Below are 15,132 nucleotides of genomic sequence, written 5' to 3' on the forward strand. Positions count from 1 at the left end.
TCCGCCTCGCTTCTTAGAGACAGAAAAAAAGCGAGGCGGCAACCCTTTACGTGCGCCCTCATAAAAACAATTACCGGCAGTTTTACCGCCGGGCAGAACTCATTACATTTTAACAGGATGGTATTAATGAAAAATAATACATTCAGCTTTGCGCTGAAGTTGAGCGCTATTGTCGTTTCACACACATTATTAATCAACCACGCACAGGCGGCCACTCCGGGGGCGAGCGGTTGCTCCGCCGACGTGGCAGATTCTCTCACCGAAATGTTCACCTGCGGGTCGGTCAGCGGCAGCCTGCGCACCCTGTATTATTCCACCCATAATGCGTATTTCGTACCGGGCTATTCTCAGGACACGGTCAGTTATGGCGGTAGCGTGAAATATGCCACGGCAGAATATTACGGCCTGAGCCTGGGCGTCAGCGGCATTCTCCAGCGCGGTATTTCACACAACGACGACCACCTGATTACCGATCTGGGCCCGAACGAGACTGGCGTGGGCGAAGCCTATGCAAGCTGGCATTATCAGGACTTCCGCATCACTGCCGGCGATCAGCGCATTAATATTCCGTTCATCGGCGACTATGACTGGCGCATCACACCCATTCTGTTCCGTGGTATCGACACGAACTATGGCGACGGCGATAACTTCCTGCACGCCACCAAAATCACCCGTTACAAACCATGGGGCGACGACCGGTTCCTCAACACCACGGCCTATACCGACGCCGACGGCACGACCAACGGCATGTGGAGTGTCGGTGGCGGGCGCGCCATCAAGCTGGATAATAAAAAATTGAACGGCCAGCTGTGGTATGAGGATTACGACAACTACACCAAGATGGTGTACGCCGACAGTTTCCTGTCGTGGACAGACAGCCCTTCCCAGCCGAAGATCGGCATTCAGTTTATTCGCGGTGTGAGCGAAGGCAAAGCGCTGGCGGGCAATGTGAACAGCACCAGTTACGGCGCGCAGTTTGCGATGAACTTCACACAGGCATTGAAATGGTCGCTCAATTACAACCATATCGCCGCCAACGGTGATGCTTACGGCAACGGCGCGCTGGTGACGCCTTACGCGCACAACACCTCCTCCGGCCCGTACTTTGCCCAGCCGTTCTTCACCAGTACGCAGGATCTGGGCAGCGGCAACGCCTACTCCACCGATCTGAACTGGAACGCGACCGAAAGCATCTCACTGGGCAGCCGTTACTCGTTTATGGATTTAACGCCGAGCAAAGGTGCATCCAGCAGCAACCAATCTGAATATCTGGTGTACGGCACCTACAACTTTGGCGGCGTACTCAAAGGCCTGAGCATCACCGACTTTGCCGGCGTGCAGACCACCTCGACGTCCGACAAAAGCTTCTGGCAGAACCGTCTGGCACTGGAATATGATTTCTAAATAAACATCAGCTTTCGCATAAAGAAAAGCCCGTCTGAGTTTCCTCAAGCGGGCTTTTTGCTTTCAAACCGTCAGTTCAGATCAGCGTTCGACTCTGTCCAGATTCATCGCCTTGGTCCACGCCGCCACGGACGGTATTTAGGCTTCACACATCCAACCGCCCTCCCAGACAACTCAGATGCCAGCGTTTTCCGTTACTGCGCAGCGTCGTTACACTTAACGGCAGGATATCGATCAGTTGAAAGGCGCTAACGGGTGCATCGAGCAGTTGAATCACTATCGCCCGAATAACTGCAGAGGAAACAATTGCGCACTGACATTCCCGATCCGCCGCTCGCTGCGGCAACCATGTTCCCGTACGCGCCATAACCTGCGCCATGCTTTCGCCTCCCGGCGGGGCCTCACCCGAAAGCCAGCGCTGAAATGCCCCCTCATCCTGCTCAATAACCGTTTTAATCGGGATGCCCGCCCAACGGCCGTATCCGGGTTCGGCAAGTTCCCGAACGGGCTCGCCGCGCAGGCCCAATTCAAGTTGCGTCTGCCGTGCTGCCAACGCCGGGGCGGTCCAGATTTTATTGAATGGCCCAACGCATTCCTTTAGCTGATGGGCCTGCTTCAGGGAAGTTTCGGTCAGGGGATCGTCACAGGGGAACCGCGACTGTCTGTTTGCCAGGGTTTCCCCCTGGCAAATCAGTTGCATGATGGCGGTCATGCCTTCAGCATCCTTCCGCCCGGTAGCTGTGCACCGGCTTTCGCAGCGTTCTTTCCGCAAATGCCCCAAACAGCAGCCCCGTTGCGCACCACATTGTCAGTTGAGTGCCGAAAGCGCTCAGGCGAAAACGCCACAGAACATCGGCAGAAAATCCGTCCGGGATCTCATTCACTTCGGGCATCAGCGTGCAGACGGCAATCAACATCGCCAACCCCGCCACCCCGCCCCACAGCGCAGCATTCCAGCCGCCCAGTCTCGGTCTGAGTTGATGAGCGCTCCAGGCGGCGGTCACCACAATCACCGCTGAAACCAACAACATCGCGAAGTAGAGCGCAGTCCGGTAGCCTATCGTCGAAGGATCGCCCACCGCCGGCGGATTAGGAGGATATTTAAGCGCCGGCATCATGCTCATTATCAAGAATCCGCCCAGCGACAGTGCCAACGCCAGCGCTCTGGCACCGCCCGGCCCGGTGCGTTGCCAGCACAGCGACCAGACCAGCGCCAGAGCGCCGCCCATGGCCGCACTGAACAGGATCATTCCGCTCAGCAGGCCTGCGCCGGACTGCGTCTTCCGGCTAAAAACTTCGCCGTCAGCCTCATGATCGTGATGATGTTCACCCTCTTCACTCACCTGCTTTTGGGAAAGGATTTCTTCAAATGAAATCGCACGCTCGACCTGCGGCTCACCGAAAACGTGGGCAAAGCCGAAGGCGATAATGCCCGCGAGGATCCCGGCTATCATCCCCTGTAACAGAAGTTTTCCCGTCATGGCGTTGTCCTCAGTGGCAGGGGAATCCCAGCAGATGCCGGGCATCATGGAAATATTCGTGCACCTGGCTGCCGGAAAAAACGGCGGTTGCCCCCTGCTCTGCCCCGATAAAATAGACGGACAGCATCACCATCAGCGTGACGAATGCAAGCCATGGCAATACGGCATTAAGCGGGATAGGCGCCTGTGCGACTTCAACTTCATTAACGGTATGGTCCATTTTTTCTTCCTCATCTCTGGCTGCGGATACTATTCAGGGTTTCAGGCTGGCGGATGCCGGGCTGACCGCCACGGGGACACGAAGCGCCGGGTGGTGGTGATCATGTGCCGGTGGGCAGATCGCGCTGGTCAGCACAACCGGCATCCCATGTGGAGTATTCAGATAAGCCTGCCGCCATTCATCGGTACGGCGGGCAATGTCCTGCTCTCCGGTCAGTTCCAGCGAGAGGAGCATTTTCTCTGCGGCGGATACCCACTGCCGGTAATAGGCATCGTTGATGCTTTCATGCTCCTGCATCGGGCTGGCTTTGATTTCATCGCTGAAAACATCAACCCACGCCTTCCAACTGAACTGCCCGGCCTGATGCAGGTAAACGATCAGCGAAAAAACCTGTGCCTGCCACGGATGTTCAAAGGGGGCGTTGTCCGCTGCGGGAGCATCGGGGGTTATGCGGATTTCTGTACTCATAGCGCCTCCAGATAGTCATCCCACAGATCGATGCGCACCGTATCTTTAGGCGGTGCTTTATCGCCCCATAGCTCAGTCGCGGCAAAGCTGACGCTGTAAACGTGCTGAGGATGTTCGCCCTGATCATGAGCAGCCGTATCCGGGGTGATGAATACCCCATGATCAATCACAATCGTGCCGATCTTCCCGCGGGCATAGCGCGGCAGGCGAGTATGTCCCAGTGGGTTGATATTTTTTGCTCGGACGCGGTCTCCAGGCCGGAAGCTGGCCGGAACATCGCTAGCCACCCGTGCAGACCCCCCTGTACTGACGACCGCCTGCACCATCTCCTGCCGCAGCACCGGCGTTTCCGGCGAGGCCGGCGCCGGTTTGACCGCACCGGAAAGCTCATCGGCGGTAATAACCCCCCTCTCAAGCAGAAGCGTCTCGAAAGCATGCATCCAGTGTTCGTAGTAGCTTTCTTCAAGGTAATTCGCCGGCTTCATGCGCTCAATGGCATGCCGGAACATATCGACATTGAAGTGACCGCCGACAAACAGAGAGGCAAAAAGCGGGAATGTGCGCCGCTCCCATTCATGATGAAAAGGCGGTTCGTTTTCTTCAGTAATGACGGCACCCATACCCTGCATGCCGCCCAGATCGTGTATCCCGTTCATTGGATTCTCCAAAAAAGTTGAATGAAATACCGGTTGTCAGTTATCGCCCGGCTGAAGTGCCACGCCGGTGCCAATCATGGCATCGCGGGTGACCAGCGCGACCAGTTGCTCTTCACTCCAGCCCTCGGTCCCGGTGGGTCTTTCCGGCAGAACCAGATAACGCAACTCGGCGCTGCTGTCCCACACCCGAATTTCCCGCTCCTCACCGATGTTCAGACCAAACTCGGCCAGCACGCTGCGGGGCTCGATAACGATGCGCGATCGGTAGGGCGCCGATTTATACCAGGCCGGCGGAAGGCCGAGCGTGGGCCAGGGATAGCAGGAGCACAGCGTACAGACCGTCACGTTGTGAACCTCGGGGGTATTTTCGACCACCATCATGTCTTCCCCCTGCACGCCAGAAAAACCCAGTTCGGCAATCGCCTCGGTGCCATGCGCCAGAAGACGGGCCTTGTAATCAGGGTCGCTCCAGGCTTTCGCCACGACAAGGGCACCGTTACGGGGGCCAATGCGGTGTTCATAGGTGTCGATAAGTTCATCCAGCGCAGCGGGGTCTACCAGGCCTTTTTCCGTCAGCAGAGACTCCAGCGCTTTCACGCGCAGCGCGATCTCCTCAGGCGGTTCGGTATGGTCATGGTGGTGTTCGTGGTCGTGAGCCATGGTATTTCTCCGAAAGATTTCATGTCATTGCCGGTTTTTTCGTCCGGCGGTATCGCCCTGAACGACGGGCAGCTAACGGTTACATCTGCTCCCAGTTTCCGCTCGCTTCAAACGCGGCGGCGGCCTGATAAATCGTGCTTTCGGCGTAGTGGCGCCCTATCAGCATCATGCCGACCGGCAGCCCGTCAACCAGCCCGCAGGGTACGGACATGGCTGGATGGCCAGTCACGTCCAGCGCTGCCGTGTTGCCAATCATCTCGAATGCCCGGGAGATAAACTCGGTGATCGAACAACCGGGTTGCGGCAGCGGCTGAGCGGTCATGGGAACGGTTGGCATCACCAGCAGATCAAAATCGCCGAAGGCGCGGTCATAGTCTGCCCGAGCGCGGCGGGCCAGATTCTGCGCCTTGGCGTAATAACGGCCGTTGTAGCGCGTCAGGCCATACTGGCCGATGAGCATGCAGATTTTCAGCGAGGGGGAAAGCGTGTCCGCGCTGTCACGCCAGGCCGCATGTTTGTCCAGCAAGGCGACGTCGTAGAGCCCTTCCCAGTTAAACCCCATCCCGTTGCCATGCATCATCTGCGTGGTGAGGCCTTCACAACCGATGGGCGACCACAACGCGGCGGCAAGCTGATGACCGGGAACTGAGACTTCGCCAACGAGTGCGCCAAGACTTTCCAGCCGGGCAACGGCACTACGGACCTTTTCGGCCAGCAAAGGCTGGAGATTGGGCAACTGGAATCCTTCCGTTACCACCCCGATTCTCAGGCCTCTGACCCCTTTATCGAGCGCAGAGGTATAGTTTCCGCCTCGGGAGGCGTACTGCCGCGGGTCAAGCCCGTCCGGCCCGGCCAACACCTCCAGCATCAGGGCGTTGTCCTTCACGTTCGCGGTAATGGGCCCGGTGTGATCGAGGGTCGCTTCAATCGGCATAATGCCGGTATAGGGAACGAGTCCATGGGTGGGTTTCATGCCGTACGCGCCGCAAAAAGCGGCCGGAATGCGGATGGAACCGCCCTGGTCACAGCCTAGCGCCATATCCGCTTCCCCGGCAGCAACCAGCGCTGCGCTGCCCGATGAAGAACCGCCGGCGCTGTAACCCTGACGCCAGGGGTTATGTACCGGAGCCGGGTCTGAGGTATGGCTGCCTCCCGAGAGGCAGAAATGCTCGCAGGTCGCTTTACCCAGAATGGTGGCACCGGCATCAAGGAGGCGCGTTACCACGGTGGCGTCAAATGCCGGCACATGCCCTTCCAGCGAAGCCGCACCGTTCATCATCGGAACGCCGGCCAGAGCAATATTGTCCTTAAGCACCACGGTTTTCCCTGCGAGCTTGCCCTTTGCCGCCCCCTGTACCCGGCTTTTGTAATACCAGGCATTCAATGCATTCTCTTCGTTCCCGGGGCGGTATCCTTTTTCACGCGGATATTTAATCTGTGGGATTTCATCCGGTAACCCGTCAATCAGATCGTAGGCGTCAAGGTTTGGCTGCATAAGGGCAAGATATTCTGCCGCTTCACTCTCAGAAATCTGCAGGTGAAGCTGGCGGGCAAGTTGCTGGAGTTGACCGGCATCGGGGCGTTCAATAGCCATAATTATTCCTTCATCTGAAAAACGATTGATTACATCCTGACCTGAACATAACGCGACTGCGCAACGATGACCTGGCTTAGCCGGACAGTTATTTGGTCAGGAAAGACAGCGTCAGAAAACGCGTGCATAACGGAGATTCAACCGGAAATTCTCTTCGGCGCCGTTTTCAACGCGCAGATCCCTGCCCAGCTGTATCTGAAACTGATCGCGGGGTGTCACAAATTGGGTTGCGGTAATACGAACGTTGGTGGTCTGTGTCTGGTTATCCTGCTTTACGCCGTCAACGGTGGTTTCACCGCCCCAGCTCTGACCGAAACCCAGCCCGAGCGCCAGGGTAGGATCGGGCATGTAACGTCCCATAATCTGGGCCGTCCATGCGTTATCCTGCTGAAGGCGGGATGACGTGGTGCCATAATCGTTGTTTTCACCGTACCAGATGGCATCGCCGACCACGTCCAGCGCCCACTTTTCGGTAAAATACTTAACCCAGGCGGCCTGCAGGTCGACCTTCCAGCGGTTCTCCCCCAGATTCAGCGCATCGTTGTGGTCATAGTTGCCGCTGGGCACGTAGAGATAAGGCGCGAAGCCAAAAATGTCGCCGCCGCTGTTGAGCTTCACTTTTAAAGGCACGGTCAGGATCAAGTCGCCGGTACCGCTGGCCGAGCCGAGTCCGGAGGCATCGCCGCCGCCAGATACCCGCCCGAAAGGCAGCAGAAACTGCGGGTCCAGCGTTGCTGACTCGGAAATCTGTACGGTATGCAGCAGACGCAACATGCCGATATCGGAAGTCAGGTTGTAATCAGAGCTGACTTTGTCACCGCGGGAGTACGCTGAGCCGGTTGAGGCATGCTGATAATAAAGCAGCCCCACAGTGGTGCCGTCAGGAAATTGGCTATAGTCGCCGGGTGCAACCTCGACGGCGAGTGCCGGCACAGAGCAAAGCAGCATGGCGGGCAGAAAAAAGCGTAATGCGTGCATAATGTAATCCCCGGAAAAATGATGAATGGATAAGTTATCGTCGTTTCGTTCAGCGCCGAGCGTCACGCAGCATCCCGGTCATGGGATGGCAGTTGATGTACTCAAAGGTTTGAAAGCGGGCGTCCGAGACGGAAACTTCGTGGTAGAGCCGCAGTTTCTGCAGACCGGTCACCACCCGGAAAAACGTAGTGAATATGCGAAGGTGTGTGGGGTGTGATTCCGCCCAGCGCTCCAGTTTGTCAAGCGAACGCCAGAAGCCGATATCGTAGGCAATATCCAGCAGATTTCCGTTGATATCCACGTTGCGGACAAAGCGGTTGCTGTAGCAGCCGAGCGCCTGCCCTTCATCCCGAAGAAAATCCATACCGGCCTGCAAAGGGGGGAGCATTTCCGTGAAGTAAAGCTGACGCTCTTGCTCTTCCGCCTCCATCCAGTCCTGCCCGGAGCGGATAAGCGCGATGTTGTCATGGCCCTGCACCACCACCCTGCCCCCGGCATCAGGATCGCCTGAAATAATGCGCAGTTCATCGTCAGGCTGCAGCCAGTCATTCTGAGAAGCGGGAATACGGTCGCGCACGGATCCCCAGTAGCCATGCTCCTGGATCTCGCCGCTGATATTGTCCATCACCGCTCCGACGCCCGGCAGGTCTTCTTTAAAGGCATACAGCGTCTCGAACTGTTCGGCGCGCGGGGCGATAATTTCGCGAAAATAACCGATGCCCTCCTGCAGACGCTCTTCGGAAGACCACCAATCGTCGATCTCTGGCTGACGGAGCCAGTGGCAGTAAGCCGCCGGATCCCGCCAGTAGCCCACCACAATAAAGTTACCGTAGCCCTGGTTGTCGGTATGGAAAGAGATGTCATGATTGCCCGGCCCGTTGCTCAGGCTGAAGGTCGACACAATGTGCTGCATTGCCCGGACGGCGTCCTCACGGTGTTCTTCATGAAACTGAACGCCCAGATAAGCCATAACGACCTGCGTCAGATCATCACTGGCCCGTCCGGCAAACATCGGGAACGGTGGCTGATAGTCGTCGTGAACCCGCCGGGAAAGCGTGCGGGGGCATTTCAGATGTTTATCGATTGCAGATTCCATAAGGACTCCCAGGTTTATAGTTTTCAGCGATGGGTTAACTCACCACTGATACTAAGGAGAAATCTGCCGAATACCTGGCTCAGTCGGACAATCGTCTGGTTGGAAAGGACACCCCCGATATCGGCAAATCAGAGAGTGAAATGATGAAATCGCACAGTGCAGCACTGCCCTGCAATAGTGCGTATCTTCTCGCTTAACGCCGCTAAAAACTCAAAATATCCAGGAAATCCCTCGCAATACGGTCATGGCGCAAATATTGCTTTCGGTTTGAAACAATCCATCCTGAATTGCAGTTACTGCTATGAGGTGTCGCTGTGAACAGTCATTCAACTCCACGGGAGATCCGTTATTCCACCGAACATGTTTCAGCGTCTCACCGTTTCGAATACTGGAATGATGTCATTCTTCGCCACTGCATTCCTTCGGATGGCAAACCGCTTGCCGACGGCGGGTTCGACGGAGAACTTGCCGTGCGCGAAGTGGGGCTGTTGGATGTGTGCACTCTCACGTCAACGCTTCACCACTGGGAGCGAAAATCACGACATCTGAGAACGGGGCCGGACGACGATTTGTGGCTCGGTTATATGCAGGGTGGATACGGGCAGTTGGAACAGGGAGGACGGAAGGCCTGTCTGTCATCCAATAATCTGGTGCTTTACGATGCCGCGCAGACTTTTCGCTTCAGCATCGGTGGCAGCAATAACCACCTCATTCGCATTCCCCGGCATCTGCTCACCGGAAAAGTGCCGGCCAGTGACGTTCTGACCGCCACCGTCCTTGACGATGCTCGCCCAGGCGTTATTCCGCTGCGTGAGATGATTTGCCAGGCGGTTCAGACGCCCGTGCTGGTCAGCAATCCGGATGTAGCCAGCCGCTTTTCACAAACGATGCTGGATCTGCTGATGCTGAGTCTGGAGCTTCAGGAACACAATACCGCGGCTTCAGAACGCGATTTATATGCGAGGATGAGAAACTACATCAGTAGAAATCTTACCAATCCTGAACTGAGCGTAGAGAGTATCGCTTTGGCTCATCACGTCTCAGTACGCACCGTGACCCGGACTTTTGCCCGCAATCAGAAAACGCCGGCCGCCGTTATCTGGCAAGAACGGCTTCAGGCCAGCCGCGACGCACTCGAACAAGGGCGTGTGTGCAGCGTATCCGAGGCTGCACTTGACTATGGGTTTTCTGATTTCACTCACTTCAGCCATGCATTCCGTAAAGCCTTTGGCGTCACGCCAAGCTCGGTCATGAAGCAGCAACGTCAGTTTTTTATACAACCCTGACGTTTAAGGATATTGTCGGCATATCCGTCGCCCTGATAACGGCCAGGCATGCTGACATGAAGGATTTTTATTTCTATTTAAAATAATTGAAAAACGCTGCCTTTAGTTAAAGGCGGTCATGACATGGCCCCTCGGCGAACAACACCTAATGGAATCGCCGCGCTTGAGCCAACGCTTTGTTCAACGGGCTTATCCCGCCCGGTAAACGACCGTGTTGAAAAAGTGAATAAAACATATTTCATGGGGAAGATTAATAATAGAATAAAACTCTACCTACCCCCTAACTCTTTGACGTGAAACAAAACGGTTATCGCTGGCATTGAGAAAAGCCAGGCTTTGAGAGACAAAACTGTGTTGTCCTTTTTAAGCTAATTATTCATTGTGACGGAATAGGTTGCCGTAATTACTGGCGGCATGCGGCGGAAGCTCTGCCCGCAAAACCGATGCCTGTGGGGCATCCAAGCACTCTGTAGATCTCAGCAATCACCTGCATCGTTGCGTCTTCGAGAGTTCCTTCATTACGGCATAACACCCAGCCGTGATTTGCAATTTCTCGCTCGAATGCCTTGGTACAAGCAACATGCTCTTCCAGTTTATAAAGCACCGTGCTACTTAGCCCACGCGGTCGGGCCGCGGCCCTCGCCCATGAAGTCTCAGGCGCAGTAACAACCCCGACATGCAGGTCTGGCATTCGCACGTTTCGCTCAATGTTAAGCTGTAAAATCTCTGCAAATGGAACCATCCGGCGAAACGCGGCATCCGACGGGTACCAGCGATCCATCAAGATAATGCTGTCCGGTGGCTGTTTAGTCAGCACGTGCCGGGAAATCCAGGCACGGCTATCAGCAAAGCGCTCACACACTTCCAATTCCAAAGCCTGGGAGGGATTTCTGGCGAGCTTGTTAACGAGAGCCATTGTTTCCCCCCTGTAGGGATCGCTTTTTTTCTCGCAAAGCCGGACCACCTTCTTGTTGTCTGCCCTTAGTACTTTTGTAATGGCCTCCAACAGTGTGGTTTTACCGGCTCCCTTGGGCCCATCCAGAGAAACAAACAGTTGACGACTCATTCTTGAAATGACGATTGATATACGGTTTTTGTAAAGCTCAAATCTGGCAAAAGCATCTTACTTCCTTCGTATGAATAGCTCCCCCCTCTTCGCTCGTCGGTGCCGCTCAGCACGTCAGCGCGAACCAAATGGAAGGCTCTTATAAACAGGCACTGATGAACATTCTGGCAATGGTTCTAACTCACGGGTTTAAAAGACCAGGATTACAGCCGTTTATGGTCATTGCTCATATGTTGTGACCTGCGCGCTGTAGTTTAAGGGATCCGCTTAGAAAACGGAAAACATCCCACACCAAGCCTATTTTTTAAGCAGATAGGCGTTGACGGGCAGCTTTGAGCGAGGAGCGGACCTTAAAATGTGGTCTGTGCTATGTGAATTTTTATTGTTCTTGCTTCACTGACAGGAGATATATCCTTGCCTCCAAAATCATTTTTCCACTGCTTCCAGAGGGATTGGACTGAAAAGAATATTTCTGGTGAATGTTTGGCTGAGTAATTATTTCTCCCAGAATCTATATAGTAAAATTTTATTTTTGTACTTTCCATAAAGGAGTTAGTAACTTCGTAATAAGCTATTTTTTATTTCTACGCGTTCTCAAATCCTGAAATGATCTGCCCTGAAGCAGGCCATTTCAGCTTTGATACAAATCATTCAGAGATCCGGGACAACGTAACATTGATTCCTTCCTTTATTTTTTTCAACTCGAGGCTGTAGCGACGCTTTAAATTCTGGCTTGTTTTCCGCTTCTCGGATGGCTTCTATTTGAGAGCTATAACCATCACTATTTTTAATGGCTTTATTCCATTGCATAAGCCTCTATTAGTCTCCAAAGCAATCGTCCCATAGGTAATCGATAAATGTCGCTGTGTGCACCTCCACCCGTACCCAGTGAGTTGTATTCCGTTATTCCGTTTGAGGTGTCAATGTAATCAATCATTCTCGGTCTAATATTGTATTTTAGCGGGTCTGCACATTCATCAGAAGTTTCACCACGGTTGCATAATAAAAATTTTCCATATTCAACTTTAGAAGAAGTATCTGAGGCTGTCATACAATGAAATGCTCCAGAGTAAACAGATTGCGTACAAGCTTTTTGATAGCTTTTATCTCCTCCGGTTAGGACAGCCCATTTCGCATTATTAACTGCTGAATCGAATCGCGAAGCTGTAAGTACTATTTTTGTATTAGTCAACCTGGCATAATCTCTGTATGGAGCCCCTTCATCGCCTAATTTAGGAAAGAACCTGTTTATACTCATAGCCCCCTGCAATGAAACAGCTAAATTGACAGGGCTCGTGACCATTTTTTCATTTTTTATAAATGGACTGCTAAATAGTGCACGAGTCATTGCCCGTGCACCAAAACTATGACCTATGGCAATAACAGGTAGTTTGACCCCTGATTCGCTCATGCTTTCTGGTATAGTGTCATTGATAATTTTATTAAGCCAAATTATGCCCAGTTCGTCGGCATCGTTTGCTTTATTTGGATAGCTGCTTACGTTCACGATTCCAGTTGACCAGTATGAAGGCCACGTTATACCAATTATGAGCGGTCTAAATATACGTTTATATTCACTTTCCTTTGGTTCTATAACCCGTGATCTTGTAACTATTATTTTGTTTAGTTTTGCTGATGGGTTATCTTCAATCTCTTTTCTTTGCTCAAGAGAGGCAGTAATAATATTTCCTGCAATGTCGTTGAAATTACGAACTGCTTCGCTTTGAGATGTGTTCCAACCCATGACGATGATTAGTATATGGCTATAAGCTCCAGTTTTAAGGTCGTGCTTGAGATTGTCTTTAAGCGCAGTTAACCCTGCATCGCTATTTTTATAAAAGGGGAGTAATTTAGGATCCTCAGCATCTTTAATAGAGCTGGATATTTTGCATGCATACCACCCATTTATTTTTGTTAGATCTACACCAGATTTTTCCGCCAATTTTTTGGAGGCGTATGAGTTATAAACAAAACAGTAATTACTAGTGATGTAAGGAGTGTTGAAGCTCCCTTTTATAATATTAAAATCATTTTTAATGATATGGGAAATAAACATAGACTTCCTATCGTATTTTGTGAATCTATTTATTTGTCTTCTGGTATCATTGATGCCATTTATCTCACCATCAAGATAAACGTCATTTTTAAATAAATCATCATCCGACTGTTGTTTTGGTCCGCCAATGATTTCTTTAGGCGACTTTTCAACTCCAATAATATATCCTGGGTTGTGAAGTGCCTCTCCTGATGGATAATATAACATTGAATGAAAACTTCGGGTGGTTGAATCATCTAGTTCAAGTTTTTTTTCATATGGAGCAATTACGGTATCAGTAGAACTACAGTTGAGGGTCGCACAACTACAAAGCATCAAAGTAAATATCCTAGATAAATTCATATGCTTTCACTCCACCAATTGCTGAGTATATAATATGTATTACATAGTGATATGTAAATCATAGCTGATTGGTTTTATTTTAAATGCCCTAAGATAATAAGTGCAAATATCCTTTGGGTTGTATGTTATTTCAATGATTAGGGTGAGAATTATAATTAACTTTTACTATAGGTTTATTGAAGCTTATACAACCCTATCTCTTACATCAAATTTAAATTAGTTATTAACCTCACAAATATTGAGTTTGTTTAAATAACTATAAATTCAAGGTGAGGCTATTACTTTATTCTATATTATAGTAAGTGGATAGTTATAACCTCTAAAACCTAAGCACTGGAAATTATTTTTCATCTTTTTAATTGTTTAGCTTTTCTTGGAGGGTGTTGCATTTTGTATAAAAATCGAATAGTTATACTTTTTAATGCATGTTATCAGACATAACTATCGGTAAAGAAATGTTTGGCAGATTTTAATTACCCTTATTTTAGGCGACAATGTCCGCTTCACGCCCTGAGACATTCGACAAGCTTTTTATGACTTCAGTAAGGGCGAGTGTCGCGCCTCGAGAGCCAGCAAATATTTTGCTTCGTCGTACTGGGTTCTGGTCTTCCAGCAGCGGTAAATTATCCTTATCCATTTGAATGCCAGAGCCCGGATCGCTGACTGATGAGATTTTCCTTTTTCTCGAAGCCCCTGATAATACAGCTTGGCCCAGTATGATGAGTTAACCGTCTTGGCAGCCCATTCAACAAAGGTCTGCCTGACGAACTTGGCACATTGCCATCGCCAGTGAACCCAGGATTTCTGGCCACTTCGTTCTGTCACCGGTGCAATACCTGCGTAGTTTTGAATTTCTTCAGCGCTGTTAAACCGGTTACGGTTATCACCAAGTGCAGCAAGCATCCGTGGGCCCATGCACGGCCCCATGCCCGGAAGTGATTTGAACAGATCTGCATCCGGAAGAGTATCGAATAACGATTCGATTCGCTCGTCGTAGGTTCTGATGAGGTCACCTACCAGTTTGATTTGCGATGCAAGTCCTGTTGCCATTAGCGCGTTCGCCTCGATGACACTTTTATCGGTGGTCAGGGGAATAGCGATGGCAATGCTTGCGATCCTCTGCTCTGTATATGCAACAGCAGGACCACCTTTAGCGTTCATAAAATGACGGATGGTATCGCTCCGGGCACGCTTGAGTTGTTGCAGACTGGGCCAGCGGATTATTAGCTCGCAGAACAGAGAACTGTCCCGATGTGAGAACCATTCCAGGGGCTGAGGATAATACTGCTTAAGCGTGTTGATGAGACGATTCACAAAGCGGCGTTTGTCTTCGACCAGCAGTCGACGCTGCTCAACCAGCTGTTGAAGTAATCGGATATCAGCATTGTCGGGTTCTATGGCTTTTATCTTTTGGGGATAGCGTAGCATTAACTCTAATGCCAGCTCGGCATCCTGCGGATCATCTTTAGCGCCGCTGGGCGAGAAAGCTTGCCGGTAACGAGCAAGGGACAAAGCGTGCACAGGAAAAACAGTGACAAATGGGTACTTCTGGAGAGCATGCACCACCGGGCCTTTCTTCAGCTCAAGGGCGATAGCGATCCTGCCTTTCACTTTTTGGTGCAATTCGTTGAGCCAGATATCCAGCGCTTCCGGAGTATGTTCAACCACATGGAATATGCGCTCGCCGTTTTTAAACTGAACGCAGACATCGTGTTTTTTATCCGCCCAGTCCAGACCAACATGAGCAGCAAACTGATCTATCGCAATCATAACCAACTCCTCTTTACCGGGGATTGGTATGCATTCCACGCTCTTCGAAAGAAAT

Annotated in this window: 14 protein-coding genes; 2 read left to right on the top strand and 12 right to left on the bottom strand. The window is 51.7% G+C overall.

All coding sequences use genetic code 11. The features are described 5' to 3' along the window. The first annotated feature begins 126 nt into the window (after positions 1-126). On the top strand, positions 127-1,404 hold the full coding sequence (locus ACUTQW_RS24900) for a TonB-dependent receptor (RefSeq protein WP_445655005.1): 1,278 nt from the start codon (positions 127-129) through the stop codon (positions 1,402-1,404). A gap of 145 nt (positions 1,405-1,549) precedes the next feature. Here the strand turns inward: ACUTQW_RS24900 and ACUTQW_RS24905 are convergent, their stop codons facing one another. From ACUTQW_RS24905 to oxdA, 9 genes are all read right to left on the bottom strand, one after another. Next, a complete protein-coding gene (locus ACUTQW_RS24905) occupies positions 1,550-2,116 on the bottom strand; it encodes a histidine phosphatase family protein (protein WP_020439425.1) in 567 nt (188 codons plus the stop codon). Positions 2,117-2,120: 4 nt separating this feature from the next. After that, positions 2,121-2,885, bottom strand: a complete 765-nt coding sequence (locus ACUTQW_RS24910; RefSeq protein WP_064799771.1) for a CbtA family protein — start codon at positions 2,883-2,885, stop codon at positions 2,121-2,123. Positions 2,886-2,895: 10 nt separating this feature from the next. Then, positions 2,896-3,105 carry a CbtB domain-containing protein gene (locus ACUTQW_RS24915; RefSeq protein ID WP_020439426.1) on the bottom strand — a complete coding sequence of 70 codons (210 nt, stop codon included), beginning with the start codon at positions 3,103-3,105 and terminating at the stop codon, positions 2,896-2,898. Between the two features lie 33 nt (positions 3,106-3,138). Next, positions 3,139-3,573: a nitrile hydratase accessory protein gene (locus ACUTQW_RS24920; RefSeq protein WP_064799770.1), complete on the bottom strand. Its 435-nt coding sequence runs from the start codon at positions 3,571-3,573 to the stop codon at positions 3,139-3,141. Then, entirely contained in the window at positions 3,570-4,229 is a 660-nt protein-coding gene (gene nthB / locus ACUTQW_RS24925) for a nitrile hydratase subunit beta (protein ID WP_006326550.1), read from the bottom strand. The genes ACUTQW_RS24920 and nthB overlap by 4 nt, the downstream gene beginning before the upstream one ends. A gap of 36 nt (positions 4,230-4,265) precedes the next feature. Further along, positions 4,266-4,889: a nitrile hydratase subunit alpha gene (gene nthA / locus ACUTQW_RS24930; RefSeq protein ID WP_166728671.1), complete on the bottom strand. Its 624-nt coding sequence runs from the start codon at positions 4,887-4,889 to the stop codon at positions 4,266-4,268. Positions 4,890-4,968: 79 nt separating this feature from the next. After that, entirely contained in the window at positions 4,969-6,483 is a 1,515-nt protein-coding gene (locus ACUTQW_RS24935) for an amidase (RefSeq protein ID WP_062792197.1), read from the bottom strand. Positions 6,484-6,594: 111 nt separating this feature from the next. Further along, positions 6,595-7,527: a transporter gene (locus ACUTQW_RS24940; protein ID WP_020439430.1), complete on the bottom strand. Its 933-nt coding sequence runs from the start codon at positions 7,525-7,527 to the stop codon at positions 6,595-6,597. Further along, entirely contained in the window at positions 7,511-8,557 is a 1,047-nt protein-coding gene (gene oxdA, locus ACUTQW_RS24945) for an aliphatic aldoxime dehydratase (RefSeq protein WP_064799033.1), read from the bottom strand. Before oxdA ends, ACUTQW_RS24940 begins: the two co-directional genes overlap by 17 nt. Before the next feature lie 314 nt (positions 8,558-8,871). On the opposite strand from oxdA, the gene ACUTQW_RS24950 reads away from it, so the two are divergent. Continuing rightward, positions 8,872-9,843, top strand: coding sequence for a helix-turn-helix domain-containing protein (locus tag ACUTQW_RS24950; RefSeq protein ID WP_122288579.1), 972 nt, complete (start codon positions 8,872-8,874; stop codon positions 9,841-9,843). 403 nt (positions 9,844-10,246) lie between these two features. On the opposite strand, the gene ACUTQW_RS24955 is transcribed toward ACUTQW_RS24950, so the two are convergent. The 3 genes from ACUTQW_RS24955 to ACUTQW_RS24965 form a co-directional block, all read right to left on the bottom strand. Beyond that, positions 10,247-10,909, bottom strand: a complete 663-nt coding sequence (locus tag ACUTQW_RS24955; RefSeq protein ID WP_020439433.1) for a dTMP kinase — start codon at positions 10,907-10,909, stop codon at positions 10,247-10,249. A gap of 796 nt (positions 10,910-11,705) precedes the next feature. Further along, positions 11,706-13,307 carry a hypothetical protein gene (locus tag ACUTQW_RS24960; protein ID WP_445655006.1) on the bottom strand — a complete coding sequence of 534 codons (1,602 nt, stop codon included), beginning with the start codon at positions 13,305-13,307 and terminating at the stop codon, positions 11,706-11,708. Positions 13,308-13,838: 531 nt separating this feature from the next. After that, on the bottom strand, positions 13,839-15,077 hold the full coding sequence (locus ACUTQW_RS24965; protein WP_020439434.1) for an IS110 family transposase: 1,239 nt from the start codon (positions 15,075-15,077) through the stop codon (positions 13,839-13,841). Between the last annotated feature and the right edge of the window lie 55 nt (positions 15,078-15,132).

Source organism: Serratia sp. TSA_7 (genome assembly GCF_052692135.1).